19 protein-coding genes are annotated in these 20107 nt (G+C 53.5%); 8 read left to right on the top strand and 11 right to left on the bottom strand.

Features of this window, described 5'->3' with window-relative positions; translation table 11 throughout:
* The first annotated feature begins 18 nt into the window (after window positions 1-18).
* Both B0W44_RS02920 and B0W44_RS02915 read left to right on the top strand, forming a co-directional pair.
* A complete protein-coding gene (locus tag B0W44_RS02920; RefSeq protein ID WP_077718698.1) occupies window positions 19-1119 on the top strand; it encodes an NADH:flavin oxidoreductase/NADH oxidase in 1101 nt (366 codons plus the stop codon).
* An 84-nt stretch (window positions 1120-1203) separates the two neighbouring features.
* Window positions 1204-1404 carry an alpha/beta-type small acid-soluble spore protein gene (locus tag B0W44_RS02915; protein ID WP_077718697.1) on the top strand — a complete coding sequence of 67 codons (201 nt, stop codon included), beginning with the start codon at window positions 1204-1206 and terminating at the stop codon, window positions 1402-1404.
* Between the two features lie 56 nt (window positions 1405-1460).
* Here B0W44_RS02915 and B0W44_RS02910 read toward each other — a convergent pair whose 3' ends face one another.
* A complete protein-coding gene (locus tag B0W44_RS02910) occupies window positions 1461-1973 on the bottom strand; it encodes a ribonuclease FAU-1 family protein (RefSeq protein WP_077718696.1) in 513 nt (170 codons plus the stop codon).
* Between the two features lie 27 nt (window positions 1974-2000).
* Window positions 2001-2942 (bottom strand): COX15/CtaA family protein, encoded by a 942-nt coding sequence (locus tag B0W44_RS02905; RefSeq protein WP_169835392.1) that lies wholly within the window; start codon window positions 2940-2942, stop codon window positions 2001-2003.
* Between the two features lie 158 nt (window positions 2943-3100).
* Here B0W44_RS02905 and B0W44_RS02900 point away from each other — a divergent pair, with 158 nt between their 5' ends.
* Both B0W44_RS02900 and gerQ read left to right on the top strand, forming a co-directional pair.
* Window positions 3101-3523, top strand: coding sequence for a cell wall hydrolase (locus B0W44_RS02900; protein ID WP_077718694.1), 423 nt, complete (start codon window positions 3101-3103; stop codon window positions 3521-3523).
* 25 nt (window positions 3524-3548) lie between these two features.
* Complete coding sequence (gerQ, locus tag B0W44_RS02895) at window positions 3549-3896, top strand: spore coat protein GerQ (RefSeq protein ID WP_077718693.1); 348 nt, start codon at window positions 3549-3551, stop codon at window positions 3894-3896.
* A 48-nt stretch (window positions 3897-3944) separates the two neighbouring features.
* Here the strand turns inward: gerQ and B0W44_RS02890 are convergent, their stop codons facing one another.
* The gene (locus tag B0W44_RS02890; protein WP_077718692.1) at window positions 3945-5222 is read right to left on the bottom strand and encodes a M48 family metallopeptidase; all 1278 of its coding nucleotides are present in this window, start codon (window positions 5220-5222) and stop codon (window positions 3945-3947) included.
* A gap of 110 nt (window positions 5223-5332) precedes the next feature.
* On the opposite strand from B0W44_RS02890, the gene B0W44_RS02885 reads away from it, so the two are divergent.
* Both B0W44_RS02885 and B0W44_RS02880 read left to right on the top strand, forming a co-directional pair.
* Entirely contained in the window at window positions 5333-6049 is a 717-nt protein-coding gene (locus B0W44_RS02885) for an endonuclease/exonuclease/phosphatase family protein (protein ID WP_077718691.1), read from the top strand.
* 70 nt (window positions 6050-6119) lie between these two features.
* A complete protein-coding gene (locus tag B0W44_RS02880; protein ID WP_169835391.1) occupies window positions 6120-8777 on the top strand; it encodes a WIAG-tail domain in 2658 nt (885 codons plus the stop codon).
* A 113-nt stretch (window positions 8778-8890) separates the two neighbouring features.
* Here B0W44_RS02880 and leuD read toward each other — a convergent pair whose 3' ends face one another.
* Window positions 8891-9499 carry a 3-isopropylmalate dehydratase small subunit gene (gene leuD / locus B0W44_RS02875; protein WP_077718689.1) on the bottom strand — a complete coding sequence of 203 codons (609 nt, stop codon included), beginning with the start codon at window positions 9497-9499 and terminating at the stop codon, window positions 8891-8893.
* On the bottom strand, window positions 9486-10925 hold the full coding sequence (gene leuC, locus B0W44_RS02870; protein ID WP_077718688.1) for a 3-isopropylmalate dehydratase large subunit: 1440 nt from the start codon (window positions 10923-10925) through the stop codon (window positions 9486-9488). The genes leuD and leuC overlap by 14 nt, the downstream gene beginning before the upstream one ends.
* A gap of 279 nt (window positions 10926-11204) precedes the next feature.
* Between leuC and B0W44_RS02865 the strand changes: the two genes are divergently transcribed.
* Window positions 11205-12113, top strand: coding sequence for a LysR family transcriptional regulator (locus B0W44_RS02865; protein WP_077718687.1), 909 nt, complete (start codon window positions 11205-11207; stop codon window positions 12111-12113).
* A gap of 182 nt (window positions 12114-12295) precedes the next feature.
* On the opposite strand, the gene B0W44_RS02860 is transcribed toward B0W44_RS02865, so the two are convergent.
* The 3 genes from B0W44_RS02860 to B0W44_RS02850 are packed head-to-tail and all read right to left on the bottom strand — an operon-like array spanning window position 12296 to window position 15053.
* A complete protein-coding gene (locus tag B0W44_RS02860; protein ID WP_077718686.1) occupies window positions 12296-13090 on the bottom strand; it encodes an ABC transporter ATP-binding protein in 795 nt (264 codons plus the stop codon).
* A complete protein-coding gene (locus B0W44_RS02855) occupies window positions 13090-13998 on the bottom strand; it encodes an ABC transporter permease (protein ID WP_077718685.1) in 909 nt (302 codons plus the stop codon). Before B0W44_RS02855 ends, B0W44_RS02860 begins: the two co-directional genes overlap by 1 nt.
* A gap of 11 nt (window positions 13999-14009) precedes the next feature.
* Entirely contained in the window at window positions 14010-15053 is a 1044-nt protein-coding gene (locus tag B0W44_RS02850) for an ABC transporter substrate-binding protein (RefSeq protein ID WP_228441437.1), read from the bottom strand.
* Between the two features lie 180 nt (window positions 15054-15233).
* On the opposite strand from B0W44_RS02850, the gene B0W44_RS02845 reads away from it, so the two are divergent.
* A complete protein-coding gene (locus tag B0W44_RS02845) occupies window positions 15234-16229 on the top strand; it encodes a type I phosphomannose isomerase catalytic subunit (protein WP_228441434.1) in 996 nt (331 codons plus the stop codon).
* A gap of 127 nt (window positions 16230-16356) precedes the next feature.
* On the opposite strand, the gene B0W44_RS02840 is transcribed toward B0W44_RS02845, so the two are convergent.
* The 3 genes from B0W44_RS02840 to galE all read right to left on the bottom strand — a co-directional run bounded on the left by B0W44_RS02840 (window position 16357) and on the right by galE (window position 19920).
* Window positions 16357-17568 (bottom strand): ROK family transcriptional regulator, encoded by a 1212-nt coding sequence (locus B0W44_RS02840; RefSeq protein WP_077718683.1) that lies wholly within the window; start codon window positions 17566-17568, stop codon window positions 16357-16359.
* Between the two features lie 119 nt (window positions 17569-17687).
* On the bottom strand, window positions 17688-18779 hold the full coding sequence (locus B0W44_RS02835) for a M24 family metallopeptidase (RefSeq protein ID WP_077718682.1): 1092 nt from the start codon (window positions 18777-18779) through the stop codon (window positions 17688-17690).
* A gap of 154 nt (window positions 18780-18933) precedes the next feature.
* Window positions 18934-19920, bottom strand: a complete 987-nt coding sequence (gene galE / locus B0W44_RS02830; RefSeq protein WP_077718681.1) for a UDP-glucose 4-epimerase GalE — start codon at window positions 19918-19920, stop codon at window positions 18934-18936.
* Between the last annotated feature and the right edge of the window lie 187 nt (window positions 19921-20107).

The raw sequence follows: 20107 nt of genomic DNA, 5'->3' as shown, positions 1-20107 counted from the left end.
GAGGAGGATCTTTTGTTCATGACCAAACAGAAACAGCCGATGTTGTTTCAACCTGTGACGTTGAAGAACATTTCCTTTCGCAATCGCATCGTGGTATCTCCTATGTGCCAGTACTCGGCCGTAAACGGGTTGGCGAACGACTGGCATCTCGTCCACCTCGGTAGCCGTGCCGTCGGGGGTGCCGGGTTAATCATCGCAGAGGCGACTGCCGTGGAACCGCGAGGACGCATCTCACCCGATGATTTAGGCATTTGGGACGATGAACATATAAAACCGTTACAAAACATTACCCACTTCATAAGAGAGAACGGCAGTGTCCCCGGCATTCAACTGGCCCACGCTGGACGAAAAGCGAGTACGCACGCCCCGTGGAAGGGGCAAGGCTATGTCAGTGAGGAAAAAGGAGGTTGGGAAGTCGTATCAGCCAGCGCGATCCCGTACGCGCGCCACTACGGAATGCCCCGCGCGCTTACAGTAGAAGAAATCGGGCGCATCGTCCGCTGCTTTAAGGAGGCAGCCATTCGCGCCCTAGAGGCCGGATTTCAGCTAGTTGAAATTCACGCCGCCCACGGGTACTTGCTGCACCAGTTTCTCTCTCCGTACTCGAATCACCGCACTGACGAGTACGGCGGATCGTTTGCGAATCGAACGCGTTTTCTGATGGAAGTCGTCGAAGCGGTTCGCAGCGTTTGGCCGGACGACTATCCGCTGTGGGTGCGCATATCGGCAACGGACTGGCTGGAACACACCTCACGGCCTTCCTGGACACTGGAAGATTCTGTCCGCTTAAGCCAAATGTTGAGGGAAAAGGGGGTTGACGTCGTAGATGTGTCCTCTGGTGGCAATGCACCGGAACAAAAGATTTCCATCGGACCCGGTTATCAAGTGCCTTTTTCCGAAACGATACGCCGGAAAGCCGGCATAGCCACCTGTGCCGTTGGGCTCATCACCGAAGCTGAACAAGCCGAATACATTTTGCGGGACAAAAAGGCGGACTTTATCGCCTTAGGCAGAGAGATGTTGCGCCATCCGTACTGGCCGCTCCACGCCGCCAAGGCACTCGACGTCGAGGTGAACTGGCCTAAACCGTACGAACGGGCAAAACCGCCAACACGCTAGGGTTTTCCAACATTTACATACACGCTCCGTACATCTTTGGCATCAATTGGTACACATTATAGATATAAAGTGGAGGTGATGAAAATGGCAAACAGCCGCAATACAAACCAACTTTTGGCACCAGCTGCGAGACAAGCACTGGACCAAATGAAATTCGAAATCGCCCAAGAGTTTGGCGTCCAATTAGGTCCTGACACCACTTCCCGTGCCAACGGATCTGTCGGAGGAGAAATTACGAAGCGATTGGTCGCTCTGGCAGAACAACAACTGAGCAGCGGTATATAAAATCGAGCGACTCGTAAGGTAAAGACCCGTATCACACTTAAGGTGATACGGGTCTTTTACAAGCGAACGATTCCTTTGATATTCCCTGCTTCGATCAGACGGTCCGTTTCCTCGTATAGGTAACGCATCACTTCATCGAGGTGACGCAAGAGCTGGTCGACACTTGACTTCACGCGGCCATTTTCAAAAACGTCAAGCGGAGCAGGAAGTTCATCTTCGTCGAGAACAGCGTAATCCCCATTAGGCATGACCATCACGTCGACGATCATGTCGGTGTATGACACACAGTTTTCCGCTATGCATGTATCTTTCACAATGTTAAAGTACGATCCTAAGGAGATGCCGGCCGGCGTCCGCCAATGGTAGACGTTGTAAGGCAAGTGCTCCCAGTAATAGGCGACGGTGTACGTTCCGGCCGGGATGTGAACGGTCCAGGACGCGGCATTCAGCTTGAACGGTTGTGGAATGGCGTACAGCAGCACCATTTCCCTCTCGCGCCTTCTGACCAGTCGGCAACGGTACTCCGTCACCGTTCCGTCGTACCGCTTTTTGCGCTCGATGACGTGCATCGCATCACACCCTTATCACATATACCGTCACGTCAACACCCGTTTTGTCTCTATCATACCCCCCTGGCGCTGCCCGGCGGGTTTACGGACTTGAAAGGCCATGTAGCACATCACTCCGAACAAGAACGACACGATGGTAGTATGGACAATGGACACCATCAACTGGATTCCTGTCAGCACCGTCAAACCGCCGCTCACCACTTGTAACACAATGAGGGCGAACGATGCCACACTGCCCCAGTAAACGTCTTTTCTGTCTCTGTAGTGACGGATCGCCACATACGTAATGTAGGCGATAAAGATAAACGACAGGGCCGCCGCGACACGGTGGCCAAACTGAATCCCTTCAATGCCCGAGAGGGGCGGAATCAGCTGTCCGTTACACAACGGCCAGTCAGCACAGCCCATGCTCGCATCGGCGTGGCGCACGTAAGCACCCGTGTAGACGACTAAGTAAATGAAGACAGCCGCCGACCAGATTAAGTAGCGAAATGAGTCGGTCACATCGGTCAGGCGCACTTCGTGCGGTTGATCCCCTCGGAACACGAGCATAGTCAAAAGAAGGACGCATGTGAAGCAGAGCAGAGAAAAACCGAAATGCAAAGCCAGGACGGCATCCGACTGGCCGAAGACGACAGCCATCGCGCCGAGCGCCCCTTGAAATGCGATGAAAAACACGCTACCGATGGCAAACCATTTGACAGCTCGACTTTTCCGCATTGCGGCAACTGCCCAGATCGCAAAAATCAGTACGAGCAGACCCACAATGCCAGAAACGATGCGGTGGCTGTACTCGATGACCAGTTCGAGATTGACGGAAGACGGGATCAGTTCGCCGTGACAAAGGGGCCACGAATCGCCGCACCCTTCACCGGATTCTGTTTTGGTCACAACCGCCCCCATAACGAGGATGAGATACGTCCCGAACGTCGTTAAAATACCGAAAGACTTCAGCCATCTCTTCATCATTAAAACACCACGTTTCAGCATGTCTGTACTATTCAATATACCACAAACGATGAGAAACACTCGCCTGAATCATGAACATTTTTTCACGTTGTGACGGAACGCTTCCAGCAGAAGCCCAATATACTGTTGGAGAAGCTGGATGTAGACGGAGGTGACCCATGTCACGCGTATCTGCCAGAGAACAAGACGTGAGGCTGCTCGCCCAATTAATGCGTGCCGAAGCAGAGGGTGACTTGGAATTGGGAATGCTCATGGTCGGAAACGTCGGCGTCAATCGCGTCGTCGCCAACTGTTTGGACTTCGTCGGCATTCGCACCATTGAACAAATGGTGTTTCAGTCGCCGGGCGGTTTTGAAGCTGTACAGCATTCGTACTTTTACCAGCCCCCCAGGGAACGAGACATTCGGTTAGCCCGACAAGTCATCCGCGGAGAGCGGTACGATCCCGCCACATACGCGCTGTGGTTCTTCAAACCATCCGGAAGTTGCCCTCCGACGTGGTACAACCAACAACACAGCGGCCGCTACAAAAGCCACTGTTTCTATATTCCCAGGCAAGAAGACTGTCCGAACGTATTCTAGCTATTTAAAAAAAGGAGAGGATCCCATGTACCGTTACGACGGACATATCCCGCCATCTCATCCGTCGCCTTATGTCAACTGCGACAGTTTTTATCCCAGTCAAATGGGGGCGGAAGCGAGCCAACAGATGGAAGAGTCGTACATTGAAAATATTTTGCGCCTGAATATCGGCAAAGTGGTGACGATCTACTTGACGTACGAGAACAACCGCGAATGGAACGCCAAGGTCGTCACGGGAACATTAAGGGCAGCAGGACGAGACTATTTGTTGCTCAGAGATCGGGAGACCAACAAAGATTACTTATTCCGCATGATTAACGTGGATTACTTTGTATTTGACGACATCGCCTTTACGCCCCCTGAACAGGGATGACCGATTCGTGCACATGAGCTAAGTTTAGAAACAGAGGGGCAGCGGCTGCTACTCCAAGGCAGAACCGCTGCCTCTCTCCGACTCAAAGCGGTGTAGCCGTTCGGAAATGGAAGGATGCGTATAACGCCACCATCTAATGAAGCGAGGGGGATACGTTTCCGACCTCCCTTTACGGGCTAACTGCTGAAAACCGCTGATCCCAGCCTCCGGAGCGCCTGTCATCTGGAGCGCGTACTCGTCGGCCGACGTTTCCATAACCCTGGAAATTCCAGTATTTACTGGGGTCGCCACGAAATGGACGACAGAAAAAACGAGTAACAGTACCGGGAGCGCCGTGACACGTGAAAGGGACGGAATGTCCCACAGCCATCCGAACTTCGCGAGCAGCCATCTCGAACCGCGAAAGACAAGGTACAGCGACAAAAAGGTCCCTGCAATGCTGAAAAAGGTACCCCAGTAAACGTGTCTCATCTGATAATGTCCGATTTCGTGCGCCATCGTGAACAAAATTTCCTCTGTCGACATCTGTTCAAGCATCGTGTCCCACAAAACGATGCGCGCATTAGATCCGATTCCGGTCACGTAGGCGTTCAACGCATTGGTCCGTTCCGACATGTTCACTTCGTACACGTTGTCCGCCGGTATACCGGCCTGATCGGCCAGGGCGAGAATGTCGGCTTTCAACTCTGATTCACGCAGCAGCGTGTAATCGTTAAACAGCGGATCGAGGACGACGGGTTGGATAAAGACAAAAAACAGCGTGAGCGGTACGGAGATTAGACCCATCCAGGCCCACCATCTCCTGGGGCTGTTCCGTATGAAGAAAAACAGGAGGAACACGACAGGCAGGGACATGGCGACGGACAGCAACGACGCTTTCAGCTGATCTGTCAGCCAAAACCCGACACTCATATTCGACACGCCAGAATAGCGGGACAACGCGTAGTAAGCCCCATGAAACGGCAGTTGGATCAGTTCCACCGCCGTCAAGACCGCAACGGCAAAAGCCGTACCGGACCATATCCGCAACTTGATGCGACGGTCTAGCCACTCTTTTGCCCTTCGAAACCAACCGGCAAACAGACCAATCAGCACCAACAGCCACATCAACGGTGTCTGCAAAAAATAAAGCAGGTCCCGTATCCGGGCGAAAAGGGCATTTTCCTCAAGTTCACCTTCTGGAATGAAGGTCTTAGGATCGGCTACCGTCCCCACCCAACCGTCCGGTACCGGGACAGGGCGCTGCACACTGAATAAACCGACTGCCAACGCAATAGCATACACGATAAAGAGCACGACGAACCATCGTACGGATTTGTTGTCCATGGCGACCGTCCACCTACTTTGGCTGTTTTGTTTTCATTCGTATGCTTGGCCAGGCAAATCATGAGTGAGACTTCCTCGCCTGCCTGTCCAACATGAGGAGGAAAACTTCGATGTCCTACATAACGATCATGTCCTTTAACATCCATCACGGCAGAGGTACAGACGGTGTCCTCAACTTGCAACGCATAGCCGACTTAATTGCAGCGTGCGATGTAGATCTGGCCGTCTTGAACGAAGTGGACCGGAACTTTTCCAGCCGAAGTGACTACATCGACCAAATTGACTGGCTGGCACACTATTTACAGATGGACTACGCGTTCGGCCCTGCCGTACACCGTGGAGAGAATAGAGAGTTCGGGAACGCTGTCCTATCCCGCTATCCCATTGCGGACATTCAAAACTATCGCTTACACTACCGCCTCGTTGAAGACCGTGCCCTACTGGATGTCACGTGTCTCATCGACGCTCAACCGATTAAACTGTATGCCACTCACCTCAGCCTGGACAGAATCACCCACAGACGACAAACGTCGTTTATTTTGAACAAAGTGAAAGAAACCCGACTGCCTGTCATGTTGGCTGGAGACTGGAACATGAAACCGGGCAGTTCCCCATGGTGCAACGTCACCCGTCACTTGATCGACAGCTGGCAGGAAGCGGGAGAGGGAGCCGGATGTACTTATCCTTCATATCGGCCCCGCGCCCGGTTGGATTACATCTTTTTGAGCCCGGCCTTTCGCGTTGTCCAAGCCGACGTCGTGAAGACTCTACCGGAAGCGTCCGACCATCTGCCACTCGTCATCAAGGTATACACCCATTTTCAATAATTATGTTTCCACGTTTGCCTCTAGTGAATATACCTATGGGTGAAAGATGATAACAGGAAGGATGATCAAGGTGAGGAACCGAAAGCCGAGAAAGCCTGTCCGCAAAAAAAAGCGACAGATTCCGATCGATGATGAGTGGATCATAGACAACATCGTGAACCGAAACGATCTTGACACACCACAAGATCACGATTCTGCCCAACTGCACACCGCCAGCACAAAAACCCCCGCCTCCATCGAACGCATTTCCAAACCTTACATTTACACGGGTGATTTGTCCAATGAATCAGTGACGAGTGAAAAGCTGGCAAATCAATCCGTAACCAGTTCCAAAATTAAAAACAATGCCGTACAGCGCGATCACCTTTCGGACAACATCGTGAACACGTCCAAACTGGAAAACGGGTCCGTGACCGCCCCCAAAATCGTGCCGGGCGCTGTCAAAGAGCAACACATCGCTTCCGGATCCATCAGCGGGGAAAAAATCAAACGCGAGACGATTCAATCTAAACACTTAATGGAAAACAACATTACAGGCGACCGGCTCGTCGACTACAGTATCGACGACACAAAGTTGAAAGACAGGTCCATCCACTCTCGCCATCTGGCTGCCGGTCATGTGCAGGGAGAACACATTGCCGATCAAGCCATCACGTCGCAGAAGATTAAGAGCGGATCGATTACGGCCAACAGCCTAGCCAACAGCTGTGTGGATCAGGCAAAGTTGAAAGACGGCGTCATCTCCACCGCCAAGCTGCAAGACGGTGCTGTCACAAGTGACAAAATCAGTAGAGAAGCCATTACCTCGAGCAAATTGGATCAAGCCTCTGTAAAAGGAAAACACATCGCCGACCAATCCGTCCAAACGCATCACTTGGCGGACAAAGCTGTTACGGAAGAGAAAGTGTCTGCCAATAGCATCCACTCGGACGCTATCAAGCGTCAAGCCGTCCAAAGTCATCACATCCAACAACAGGCTATCGAAATGCACCATTTAGCGGACAAAGCCGTGACGAAAAGGGCCATCTCCCCTGCGTCCATTCAAGGAGACATGTTGGAAGAACAGACGATTTCCGGAAAACATCTCTCTCCGGGAAGCGTTTCCGAAAAACACCTGGCTGAACACGCTGTCACCAAAGCCAAAATCGCCCCAAAATCCGTCGACAGCCACATCATCGAAGATGATGCGGTGACGAGCACACACATCGTGCCGAAGGCCATTCAGGAACACCACCTTGAACAGAGGTCCGTCGGGAGCTCCCACATCAAAGAAGGGAGCATTCACGAACACCACTTGGCGGAAAACAGCGTATTTGGGTCCAAACTGGCAGATAAGTCTGTCACCACGTCTAAACTGTCACCTGAATCGGTTTCAACGGACAAAATGATCGATTACGCCATCACCACCGCGAAGTTAGGCGAAAGTTCCGTCACGTCTTCCAAAATCGCACCCGATTCTGTCGAGACTGCCCACTTGCGAGACCATTCCGTCGCCAGTGAAAAGTTGACCGAAGAAGCTGTTCAGGCACATCACATCGCGGACGACGCGATCCAAAGCCGCCACATTCAAAACAAGTCGGTCACTCGAGACCACCTCGCCAATGAAACGATCACATCTGTCCAATTGGCACCGGAAGTCATAGAATCGCGGCACATTCAAGCCCAGGCGGTCACCAACGACAAATTGGCAGAGGAAGCCGTTCGCCAATCGCACATCGCATCGGAAGAAATTCACAGTCATCACTTAGCACCTGATTGTATCCACAGTGATCACTTGCAGTCTTGGGTCATCCGGCAGGATCACCTTGTCGACGGTTCTGTCACATCACCGAAGATCGCTTCAGAATCCATCCGGTCAGCCCACATCTCCGATGCTGCTGTCACAGCGGATAAACTGGCGGAGGAATCTGTCAACACTCGTCACTTACAGGAACAAACCGTTACGGGGAATAAGATCGCTTCTGAATCGATACAAGCGAGGCACATGGCCGCTGAAACGGTAGAAGCGCGTCACATCCGCAGCCGTTCAGTCGAAAGTGCCCACCTGGCCAAGGAAGCGGTCATGACGGACACCATCGCAGACGGAGCCGTAACCGGCGATAAAATCGCTGACCACTCCATCGGACTGGAGAAACTGTCTTTCAACCCTTTCCACACTTACAGTCAAAACAACAGCCAGTTCGGTGTGGGCACATTTCGGATTAGGGAAAACGAAAGCGAGGTTTTCCTCGATGTTCAGTTCAACCGACCGTATTCTTCACCTGAATACGCCGTCGTCGCCATGACCGATCGCCCGGGGTGCACGGCCAGCTTAGAAGAACGCCGAACAGACTCGTTTTCCATCCGCATTCAGACGCCATCGGAACCAGCAGAGACTGCGGTGGAAGGGACATTCTTCTGGATTGCGGTCGGAAGCCATGCCGCCCAATCTGCTGAGGCAGGCAATGCAAAAGAGCGTGATTCCATTTCCGCCTTCGAATCGCAAGGGGATGAGGAACCGTTGGCACAAGCACAGGAGGGCGCAGCCGAAACACATTTGGACGACTCGGAGCCAATCTACACTCTGTCTTCCAACCATGAAGTCGACACTTCAACGAGTGACGCAGAAGAGGTCGACGCTACGGCCGAAAGCAGCGCCCAATCCACTCACGCAGAAGATATGGATGCCGCATCCGATGAAGTGACGTTCACGGTCCATTGGACGTCGACAGAGGAGGACGACACGTAAAAACAAAAATTTAAAGGGGCGGTCGGTTGGCAGACGCCCCTTTCACCTTACGCATTTCACTTAAAGCCAGAAAACGTTGAAGCGGCTGGGAGGTTTCACTTTATGTCCTACGCTCAGCCCGTTTGCGGTTGATAGTAGGCCGGATACTGCTTCTCAAATGCCTTGATTTTATCTTCGTACTGCAACGTCACGCCGATATCGTCCAGGCCTTGTAACAGGCACTGGCGCCGGTAGCCGTCCACGTCAAATGTGACGTGAAACTCACGGTCGTCTGAAATGGTGCACTTTTCTAAATCCACCGTCAGCGTAAACCCTTCTTGCCCTGCTTTTTGAAACAGCTCATCGACGGTCTCCGCCGGCAACTGGATGGGCAAAATGCCGTTTTTAAAACAGTTGTTGTAAAAAATGTCGGCGAAAGACGGGGCGATCAGCACTTTAAATCCGTAGTCGAGAAGGGCCCACGGCGCGTGCTCCCGCGAAGAACCGCAGCCAAAATTGTCCCTGGCGAGCAAAATGCTGGCCCCTCTGTATTGAGGTTTGTTTAGCTCGAATTCGGGGTTTTCGTTTCCCGCTTCGTCGAAACGCCAGTCGTAAAAGAGAAACTGCCCGAAACCGGTCCGTTCGATGCGCTTTAAAAATTGTTTCGGTATAATGGCGTCCGTGTCCACGTTGGCTCGGTCTAGCGGCGCGACCAACCCGGTATGTCGTTTAAACGGCTCCATGTTCAGACACCTCTTCTTCCACGAATTTCCACTTGCGCACGTCCACGAAGTGGCCTTCAATTGCGGCTGCTGCCGCCATCGCCGGACTCACTAAATGCGTGCGGCCGCCGCGGCCCTGTCGACCTTCAAAGTTGCGGTTCGACGTCGACGCACACCGCTCACCCGGCTGCAAAATATCGGGGTTCATGCCGAGACACATGCTGCACCCCGCTTGGCGCCATTCAAATCCAGCCGCTTTAAACACTTTATCCAGCCCTTCTTTTTCTGCCTGTCGTTTCACTTGTTGTGAGCCGGGCACGACCATCGCCCTCACGTTGGGAGCGACCCGCCGCCCGCGAACGACTTTCGCCGCTTCGCGCAGATCTTCAATCCGGCCGTTCGTACACGAGCCGATAAACACCCGGTCAATTTGAATTTCCGTCATCGGTGTACCGGGCTTTAGATCCATGTACTCCAGCGCCAACTCGGCGGCTTTGCGCTTCGTCGGGTTGTCGAAAGAAGCCGGGTCCGGGACAACCCCGTTAATGTCGGTCCCCATGCCCGGACTGGTGCCCCACGTCACTTGCGGCGCCACTTCAGAGGCGTCAATTTCGACACGGCTGTCAAATTCGGCCCCTTCGTCTGTGCGCAACGCTTTCCACTCTTCCACCGCCTTGTCGAACAGTTCCCCTTTCGGTGCCCGTTCACGACCGCGCAAATACTCAAACGTCGTTTCGTCCGGTGCAATCATGCCGGCGCGCGCCCCGGCTTCAATCGACATGTTACATATCGTCATCCGCTCTTCCATCGACATTTTTTCCAAAGCTTCGCCGGTGTACTCAATGACGTGGCCGGTGGCAAAGTCCGTGCCGAATTTGGCGATAATGGCCAAGATCAAGTCTTTCGCTTTGACTCCCGGTTGGAGATCACCCTTTACGTGCACTTCCATCGTTTTCGGCTTCGCTTGCTGCAAACATTGGGTGGCCAGTACGTGCTCGACTTCACTCGTGCCGATGCCGAAGGCTAAGGCGCCGAAGGCTCCGTGAGTCGACGTGTGACTGTCCCCGCACACAATCGTTTTGCCCGGAAGAGTTAAGCCGAGCTCCGGCCCTATGACGTGCACGATCCCCCGTCTGGCACTGAAGAAATCGGCCAGCTCAATGCCGAACTCCTCGCAGTTCCTCTTCAACGTCTCCATCTGCTTGGCGGAAATCTCATCTTCTACTCCCAATTTCGGGTCCGTCGTCGGAACGTTGTGGTCCATCGTCGCAAACGTCAAGTCCGGCCGGCGCACGCGTCTCCCGGACAACCTCAACCCTTCAAACGCTTGCGGCGACGTCACTTCGTGGACCATGTGGAGATCGATGTACAAGATGCTCGGTTTCCCCGGCTCTTCGTGAATGACGTGTCGATCCCAGATCTTCTCAAACATTGTCCTCGGTTTCATACCCTCACCCCACCTATTTTAAAAGTTGCTAAACACGACAGAAATTATCCTCTATTTTACCAACATTGACACGAAACGGGAACCACGACATTGACATAACGCGTCAACGCGGGTCCCGCCGTTTACTCCGTTGATCTGCCTGACCTCAACCTGACGCAACAAAACTTTCTGCAACGACCACGTTTGCCGTACTCTTATCCTACCGCAAAAAATTCTATTAGTCCAAGATATATATTGTATAATGACGATAGGTACAAACTATCATTAAGGAGACATTTCATGGAAACGCGATTGCTCAAATACGCTTGCGAAGTATACCGCAAACAGAGCTTTACCCAGGCTGCCAAAGCGTTAAACATCGCCCAGCCGTCCCTCAGCCAACAAATTGCCAAACTGGAGCGAGACCTCGGAGTCCGGCTGTTTTTCCGAGACCGCAACAAAGTGACACCGACACCGGAAGGGATACGCTTTTTCAAACGAGCCGAGCACATCCTCCAACTGCATGAAGACCTTGAACGCGAGATGCGGGAGCAGAGCGAAGGCGCGACGGGCGACTTGATCATTGGTACGACGGTCATCACGGGCGGCCATGTGTTGCCGCCACTCCTCCAGTCTTACCAAGTCCAATACCCGCAAGTCACCGTGCGGCTTGTGGAGGAGTCGACAGAGACGATAACCGAACTTACGGTCAAAGGGCACGTTGATGTGTCCATTCTGTCTCTTCCTGTGGAGGACTCCCGCTTAACCACGAAGACAATGCTCACCGAACCGCTGTTCCTTGCACTGCCGACAACGGACGAAGCATGGTTGCCGGAGGGACTAACTCGCCAAACACCATCCGTCCGTCTGGAAGAACTTGCCGGCGCCCCGTTTATTTTGTTAAAGCGGGGCTACGGTTTCCGACAAACTGTGCTCGGCCTGTGTGCTGAAAGCGGCTTCCAACCGCGCGTCGCTTATGAAACGAGCAGCATCCAAACAGCCCTTTCCTTTGTGAAGCACGGGTTAGGCGTCACCCTCGTCCCCGAAATGGTGGCCCGGAACAACATCGGGCCCGTGTACTTGTCCCTCGCTTCCAAACCGACGCGAACGCTCGTCTTCGCTTATCACAAAGACCGCTACCTTCCCAACGCTGCCCGTTCATTTCTTGACCTGTATGATAGAGTCACACAGGAGAGTAAACGTCACTAAAACAAAAAAAGTACGAACGGTTCAGAGAAAGGATCAGGATCGACTAAGACACCCCACCCTTGAGCCGTCCGTACCGAAATAAGGAAATTCAGCACAACAGAAACTCCCATATCATCTGCTTCTCTTGCATCTCAGCGGTTGTTTGAACACTGTGTCTGTCCAAAACACCCGCTGTCGATGCGTCACTGCAGGATGTACCGGTCCTCGGCAAACGCTTCGCCCCTCACTTCTTCGAAAGCCCGCAGCAAATCGTCTGTTTGCATCGATTTTTTCTGTTCAGGGGGAATGTCGAGAATTATTCGGCCTTCGTGCATCATAATCAGCCGGTTGCCGAGCTGAAGGGCTTGTTCCATGTTGTGTGTCACCATTAAGGTCGTCAAGGAAAATTTGGCCACGATATCGCGGGTGAGCTGCGTCACTAACGCTGCCCGCTTCGGGTCTAGGGCCGCCGTGTGTTCGTCCAGAAGCAAAATTTCCGGTTGGGTAAAAGTGGCCATGAGCAACGACAGCGCCTGACGCTGACCGCCAGAAAGCAACCCGACTTTCGCCTTTAAGCGGTCCTCTAACCCGAGTTCCAGTATCGACAGATGTTCCCGGAAAAAATCGCGTTTTGCCTTTGTCACCCCTAATTTGAGCGTCCGCTTTTTCCCGCGCCGGTAAGCGAGGGCCAAGTTTTCCTCGATAGTCATACTTGGGGACGTGCCAGCCATCGGATCTTGAAAGACCCGTCCGATGTAACGGGCGCGCTCGTGTTCCGTTAGAGCCGTCACATTTTCGCCGTTAATCGCAACAGTCCCTTCGTCGCTTTTCAGCCGACCGGCGATAACATTCAGCAACGTTGACTTTCCCGCTCCGTTACTTCCGATGACCGTGACAAAATCACCGGCCTCCAGGTGAAGATTAATCCCGTTTAGCGCCTTCTTTTCATTGACAGTGCCGGCGAAAAACGTTTTCGAGACGTTTTCCAGTCGTAACATTAGCGCTCCTCTCCCTTCGCCTGTGAGCGGACACTGCCTGCGACGCTAAACCGCGGCAGACGCCGAAATAGGGACCACTGGGGCAAAGTGAGCGCGAGAACGACGAGAACGGCCGAAATGAGTTTCATGTCCGACGGATTGAATCCCAGTTCCAGCGACAACGTAATGACAATGCGGTAGACGATCGAACCGAGAATGACCGCCAGGGTCGACACGACAATGCTACGGTTGCCGAACAGCACTTGGCCGATGATAACCGAAGCTAGCCCGACCAAAATTAAACCGATCCCCATTCCGATGTCGGCAAACCCTTGGTACTGGGCGATGAGAGCGCCGCTTAAGCCCACCAATCCGTTGGAAAGGCTGAGGCCTAACATTTTCGTATGGTCTGTATTCACACCGAGACTTTTAATCATTTCGGGACTGTCGCCAGTGGCCTGCACACTCAAGCCGATCTCCGTATGCAACAGCCAGTCGAGCAACAGTTTAATGACCACGACAATCAGGGCTAAGAGGACTATGGAAAGCCAGGTTCCCAGATAGCCCCCGTCCCTCAACGGTGTGATCAATGTATCCTCGCGGAGCAACGATAAATTCGCCTCGCCCATAATGCGCAAGTTAATCGAATACAGGCCGATCATCGTCAAGATCCCAGCGAGCAAACCGTTAATGTTCCCCTTGGTGTGTAGGATTCCAGTGATCCACCCGGCGATCATGCCCGCCACGACGGCGGCCAGCGTCGCCCAAAGGGGGGGCACACCGCTGATGATGAGTTTCGCGGCGACAGCGGCTCCCGTCGTAAAGCTGCCGTCTACGGTCAAATCCGGCATATCCAGAATGCGAAATGTCAAGTACACGCCGAGAGCCATGACCGCGTATATGAGTCCTAGGTCTATCGCTGTGCCCATCTAACCCTCTCCTACTCAATGACGTTGTCCGCTTGGTCCAGCAGCTCCTGAGGGATGTCGACCCCCATGCGCTCCGCAGCGGACACATTGATGCTCAATTCGATATCTTCCAGCGTCTCCACTGGCATATCCGCTGGGTTTTCACCCTCTAATATTTTAATGGCCATCTCCCCGGTTTGGTAACCGAGTTTTTCGTAGTTAATGCCCCACGTCGCCAATCCGCCGCGCTCAACGCTGTCCCCTTCTCCGACAATGAGGGGAATTTGCGATTCTTCCGCAACTTGAATCATCGACTCTAACGCGTCGACAATCGTGTTGTCTGTCGGAACGTAGAAGGCGTCGACGTTTCCTGCCAGCGACTGGGCCGCCTGCAACACTTCACTTTTATTGCTCACCGTCGCCAGTTCCAACTCCAAACCAAGTTCGTCCGCTGCCTCCTGTGCCAATTCGACCTGTACTTCCGAATTCACTTCGCCGGAACTGTACACGATCCCTACAGTTTTGGCATCAGGGGCAATTTCCGGGATGAGAGACAGCTGATCTGCCACTGGATTTAAATCGCTCGTCCCAGTGACATTGCTTCCTGGCGCTTCCCAACTTTCCACCAATCCAGCCTCAACCGGCTCTGTCACTGCCGTGATCAACACCGGGATATCCGTGATCGCTTGCGCAGTCGCTTGTGCCGCAGGGGTGGCGATGGCCAGAACGAGATCGACTCCGTCAGAAGCGAACTTGTTGGCGATGGAGGTGGCGGTTGACTGATCTCCTTGAGCGTTCTGCACATCGAATGTCACATTGTCCCCTTCGGTATATCCGTTGTCGGCAAACGCCTGCATAAACCCTTCCCGAGCGGCATCGAGGGATGGATGCTCAACGAGCTGGTTGATGCCGATTGTGACCGACTCATCGCCTTCACTCGTCGCTTCATCGCCTTCGCCCGTTTCCGCAGCGTTTTCTTCAGTCTCTCCCGCGTCAGAAGACGGCTGTCCGCATGCCGCCAACACGAGCATGAGCGCTAGCAGAACAAGGGTTAAGGGCCCCCATCTCTTTTTCATCGTACACGTCTTCCTCCCCTTTTTTAAAATAGCGCGTTAACGCCTACACACTGTAACGCGTTGAACGATAAACTTATCCTTTATCTTACCACAAGATCAGGGACTGTTGGACTATGAATTTTCATGTCGGTTACGTTCCCTCGTTTTCATGTATAATGGGATCAGGACGAATCGCGAAAGGTGGATAACGTCGCAATGGACTTGTCAAGTCTTCATTCATACCCGTTGAAATTTCGCCCGATTGCAAAAGAGCGCGTGTGGGGCGGAGACCGTCTCGCCCCTTTTTTTCAACTTGATGAAAACGGTAAAATCGGAGAGGTTTGGACGCTTTCCGGACACCCTCACGGGACGAGTGTGTGCGTCAACGGCCCTCTAGCGGGACAAACGCTGCCAGACATTGTCGCGCAATACCCTGGTTTCTATTTAGGGCGTACGGACCGAGACTGTTTTCCGCTGTTAGTGAAGTTTATCCACGCTGAACAAGACTTGTCTGTACAAATTCACCCGGACGACGCATACGCCCAAAAGCACGAGGGGGATTACGGTAAAACAGAGGCGTGGTACATCGTCGAGGCCGATCCAGGGGCAACCGTCCACTACGGGCACACCTTTCCGAACCGGACCACATACGAAAAAGCCGTTCGAGAAGGCACAGTGAAAGACTATTTGCGATACGTAGAAGTGGCCGCAGACGACTTTATTTTTGTTCCTTCCCGCACCCTCCACGCCATTATGGGCGGCGTGATGTTGATCGAAGTGCAACAGACGTCGGATGTCACCTACCGAGTGTACGACTGGGACAGGGTGGATTCCAACGGGAAACCGCGTGAACTGCACACAGATCAGGCCGCCGATGTCCTGCGCTACGAAGCGCAGACCGTCCCCGATGAACGGCATATCGTCTTTGACACCGCGGAAGTTGTGCAAGAACATTTAATCCAGTGCGCGTACTTTACGATCGACAAGTGGGAGCTTTCCGCTCCACACGCCGTTCCCCTCGGAAAAAAAGGACAGCCAGACGTGCTCATATGTGCCCAGGGAAAAGGCCTTCTCGCATACGACGGAGGTCACGCACTGCCCATATCACAAGGTGACACGCTGCTCGTACCGGCCAATCTGGACGTTTACGAAGTCGAACCACACGGTGAGATCACGTTACTCCGGGCCTATTACTAACGATGTCTTTGGCATCAAATACCGCATCAATGGAAGAGTGGGAGACGGAAACGTCGATGTGGACGCCGGCTACTCCATGACAGAGGTCCCTAGAAACGGGCCTCTCACCAGAGTTGCTAGCGTTCTTTTACGACACGTCGGACTGGCTGTATTCGGGTGTAAACAGTTTGCGCAACACGAGAGTAACAGCCCCGATGACCGTGGCCTGGTCACCCAGTTTAGCCGTCACGATCGTCGTCGACCTGGCGGGAGTGTCCAAGGCTCTCGCTGCCACTGTATCTTTTAGCGGCCCCATGATGAACTGAGCGGCTTTTGCCACGCCGCCGCCGACGATGACTCGTTCTGGATTGAGCGTATTGATGAGATTGGCCAACCCGATTCCGAGGTAGCGCCCCGTCTGCCGCAAGATGTCGAGAGCGAGGGCGTCCCCCTCCAACGCCGCATGGTAGATTGCTTCTCCTGTGATGTCCTTTCCTTCGAGTACACTGCTTCTTCCCGCTTGAATCTGCTCCCTCGCCCGGGCCGCCACAGCTGGACCCGAAACGAGCGTCTGTAGACAGCCGTTATTCCCACACGTACATGGTGGACCATCGGGATCGACAGTCGTATGCCCCACTTCACCAGCCGTAAAACTCGCCCCTCGAAACAGTTTTTGATCCAGTATAATTCCGGCTCCCACTCCGTTGCCCACGTTTACGCAAATAAAGTTGTCGATCCCTCGGCCGTTGCCGAACCAGCTCTCTCCCAACGCCATCGCCCGCACGTCGTTGTCAACTTCAACCGGTACGTGAAATTCTGCTTCCAACTGTTCACGCAGTGCCATGTTGCGAAGGTTTAAATTCGGGGCGAAAATGGCGACCCCCTTGTCGGGATTGACCAAGCCGTGCATCCCGATGCCGATCCCCACAATGCTGCCTTCTTTCAATGGCTTATCCATGACAGTGCGAATCCCGTTTTTGAGTAAAGTCATAAATCGACCTTCCGATAACGGGTGCGGAAGATCGACCTGGTGAGATTCGAAAACCGACGCATTCAGATCCGTGACCACAATGCTGATCTGTCGGCTGCCGACGTCGACACCGACCACGTGAAAAGCCGATGTGTTGATGGTGAGCATGATCGGTTTCCGCCCGCCTTTCGACTCGCCGAGGTTGCGTTCGATGACAAGGCCGGAAGAGATCAACTCACTGACGATGTTCGTCACCGTCGGAGGCGTGAGATTCGTTTTTTTCGCGATCTCCGCCCGTGAGATCGGCCCGTCCGTGCGGATGACATTGAGAATCAGCGTTTTGTTGAGCGACTTCATCAATTGAAAGCTTCCAACTAAGTGGTTGGCCATACAACTCCTCCTAGGAGAAAACACGGGGCAACCGGTGACTCAACCGGATGGCCTCAATTTCCATTAACCGGTCGGGTTTTGTCCCGAGTGTACACTGTTCCCCTCATTCTATGGGTATCTTATCGGATCAAGATATCGGGGCGCAAGTAAGTGACTCCGTTCTCTTCCACTTCCATGTAAACCCAGTCGCCCGTGTGGGTGAGAAATTCGTTTTCCCTCTCTCCCACCAGGAGAGTGTCTTCCGACTTGATCCCGCGAATGGCCGGATTCCAGGCGAACGCCTGGTTAAGCTCTACGTTTCCAGACACTTCTGGTGTGGCGAAAAACTCCCGCGCCTTATACCCCGTCGGCCCACCTTGGTGTAAATAACGCCAGTCGTCTCCGTGACCCACTTTGGCGTATGTATCGAGGCCGGTTTGAAACACATCTTTAATCGGAACGCCCGGCCTGGTCGCGGCATTCATCGCGGCATCAATCTGTGCCAGTTTCCACTTGTTTTCCTCCAGTTCTTGCGGAAGTGTTCCAAAGTGAACAAAGCGGGTCACATTGCTGATCAGGCCCCACTTTTCTGCGCACAGGACAAGCATCGCGTACGACTGCAACCGTTTGTCCGTCGGGATTGGGTGCCGGTATTTAAAGATGCGGTCGTCAGTCGCCACGAGCAACACCGTCGGCTGAATGCCGTCTTGCAACACTCTGGCCGCCAGACTAGCCGCGATTTGGTGCTCCGTCCAACCTGGTTCGATGTCACGGCACGTCGCCTCTACCGCCCGGGCGGCCTTTTGCGACAGCCAGCGGTAGCGGTCGATTTCTCCGGTGGAAAGGCTGTACCGAAGGGGTGCCAGCTCTTGCTCCACATGGGGAAAGTGGGCAAACGGGACGTCGCTCCCGACCCTTTTCCCTTTACACAGTTGGAGGATGGCGCCTTCGGTACCTTCGTACCACTCAGGTGTGACGAATTCGTAACCCAACCCTTCAAGTTCCTCTTCGTAGAGACGGAGAGATTCCATTTTTGTCGTAACGCAGTACTGGATGTCGCGAAAAATCAGTAAGTCGGCAACTCCGAGCTCAGTCGCCAACTCGATGTGGTTGTCCCTCCCTCCCGTGACCCAGGAAAAGTTGCGACGCGTCCGTAAAAGGACACCGTCCAACGCCTGTTCAGTTAAAAATGCCCGAACTTTCTCCAACGGTTCACTTACAGTGAACGTCATACTCATCCCCTCCCATTACTTGATCGAAGCCAACCTTATCTCGCATTACGTCATCTGTTGCGATCACTTTTCAGTTACATCATGTCTTCCGACAACCCCCTCCCCACACCGCGTTACATGATGTTCATTTGAGACGGGCACAGTGGTGGTCTATTTAATCCCCGTACCCGTTCGGATGGGCTTTGTGCCACTTCCACGCCGTTTCGACAATCGTGTGCAAGTTGTCGTATTTCGGCTTCCAGTTGAGTTCTCTTATCGCTCTTTCTGGCGATGCAATTAAGATCGCCGGATCTCCCGACCTTCGCGGTGAAATGTCCGCCTGAATCGGTTGTCCGGTGACATCCCTCACTGTCTCAATGACTTCTTTCACCGAGAATCCTCGGCCGTTCCCCAGGTTGTACACGCCGCTCCTGTGGTGGCGGCGCAAGTGTTCAAGCGCCAGCCAGTGGGCGTTCGCCAAATCCGTCACGTGAATGTAGTCGCGTATGCACGTTCCGTCTTCGGTCGGATAGTCATCGCCGAAGATGTGTACCTTTTCGCGCTGTCCGAGTGCCGCTTGCATGACGATCGGGATGAGGTGAGTTTCAGGGTCGTGATCTTCCCCGATCGTCCCGTCCGGGTGGGCGCCTGCCGCATTGAAGTAGCGGAGCGAAATCGACTTCAATCCATAAGCTCGGTCACACCAGCGAAACATGTTTTCTACGGCTAATTTTGTCTCGCCGTACGGATTGGTCGGCACTGTCGCGCTCTCTTCCCGAATAGGGAGTTGTCCCGGTTCTCCGTAAGTAGCCGCCGTGGACGAATACACGATACACTTTACGCCGTGATCCAACATAACCGAGAGGAGGGTGTGGGCGGCGATGACGTTGTTTTCGTAGTAAACGAGCGGCTGTTCTACACTTTCGCCGACTAACGAACTGGCGGCGAAGTGAAGGACGGCTTCAATTTCATGCTGACTGAATACTCGATCTAAAAACGAACGGTCCCGTATGTCTCCCAGGTAAAAAGTGCCTCCGACGACGGCCTTTTCGTGACCAGTTTGTAAATTGTCCACGACGATGACGTCTTCTCCCCGCTCGAGCAACTCGATTGTCGTATGGCTGCCGATGTAGCCGGCACCTCCTGTCACTAAAACAGCCACGGATACACCTCCTGTGCTGCCAATGGAATTCTAGTCATGAGCTACCAGTCAGCGAAGGGGCAGGTAGAACTTTCTGCTCCTTGACGGGACAACAAAGTGAGGCGACGAACGAAAGTGGGCCGGGAAAACAGCGAAACTCGCTGTTGTCGCAACGCATTCCGTCGCGGACCCAAAGCGTCAAAGAAAC

Origin of the sequence: Novibacillus thermophilus (genome assembly GCF_002005165.1) — a bacterium.
GTDB classification, from domain to species: domain Bacteria; phylum Bacillota; class Bacilli; order Thermoactinomycetales; family Novibacillaceae; genus Novibacillus; species Novibacillus thermophilus.
Note: the sequence above shows the minus strand (reverse complement) of the source record. Positions and strands in the feature narration are given on the sequence as shown.

Bases quoted from the DNA above. Each gene is read 5' to 3' on its own strand.
- B0W44_RS02920 (WP_077718698.1), top strand. From the start codon at position 19: ATGACCAAACAGAAACAGCCGATGTTGTTTCAACCTGTGACGTTGAAG.
- B0W44_RS02915 (WP_077718697.1), top strand. From the start codon at position 1,204: ATGGCAAACAGCCGCAATACAAACCAACTTTTGGCACCAGCTGCGAGA.
- B0W44_RS02910 (WP_077718696.1), bottom strand. From the start codon at position 1,973: ATGCACGTCATCGAGCGCAAAAAGCGGTACGACGGAACGGTGACGGAG.
- B0W44_RS02905 (WP_169835392.1), bottom strand. From the start codon at position 2,942: ATGATGAAGAGATGGCTGAAGTCTTTCGGTATTTTAACGACGTTCGGG.
- B0W44_RS02900 (WP_077718694.1), top strand. From the start codon at position 3,101: ATGTCACGCGTATCTGCCAGAGAACAAGACGTGAGGCTGCTCGCCCAA.
- gerQ (WP_077718693.1), top strand. From the start codon at position 3,549: ATGTACCGTTACGACGGACATATCCCGCCATCTCATCCGTCGCCTTAT.
- B0W44_RS02890 (WP_077718692.1), bottom strand. From the start codon at position 5,222: ATGGACAACAAATCCGTACGATGGTTCGTCGTGCTCTTTATCGTGTAT.
- B0W44_RS02885 (WP_077718691.1), top strand. From the start codon at position 5,333: ATGTCCTACATAACGATCATGTCCTTTAACATCCATCACGGCAGAGGT.
- leuD (WP_077718689.1), bottom strand. From the start codon at position 9,499: ATGGAGCCGTTTAAACGACATACCGGGTTGGTCGCGCCGCTAGACCGA.
- leuC (WP_077718688.1), bottom strand. From the start codon at position 10,925: ATGAAACCGAGGACAATGTTTGAGAAGATCTGGGATCGACACGTCATT.
- B0W44_RS02865 (WP_077718687.1), top strand. From the start codon at position 11,205: ATGGAAACGCGATTGCTCAAATACGCTTGCGAAGTATACCGCAAACAG.
- B0W44_RS02860 (WP_077718686.1), bottom strand. From the start codon at position 13,090: ATGTTACGACTGGAAAACGTCTCGAAAACGTTTTTCGCCGGCACTGTC.
- B0W44_RS02855 (WP_077718685.1), bottom strand. From the start codon at position 13,998: ATGGGCACAGCGATAGACCTAGGACTCATATACGCGGTCATGGCTCTC.
- B0W44_RS02850 (WP_228441437.1), bottom strand. From the start codon at position 15,053: ATGAAAAAGAGATGGGGGCCCTTAACCCTTGTTCTGCTAGCGCTCATG.
- B0W44_RS02840 (WP_077718683.1), bottom strand. From the start codon at position 17,568: ATGGCCAACCACTTAGTTGGAAGCTTTCAATTGATGAAGTCGCTCAAC.
- B0W44_RS02835 (WP_077718682.1), bottom strand. From the start codon at position 18,779: ATGACGTTCACTGTAAGTGAACCGTTGGAGAAAGTTCGGGCATTTTTA.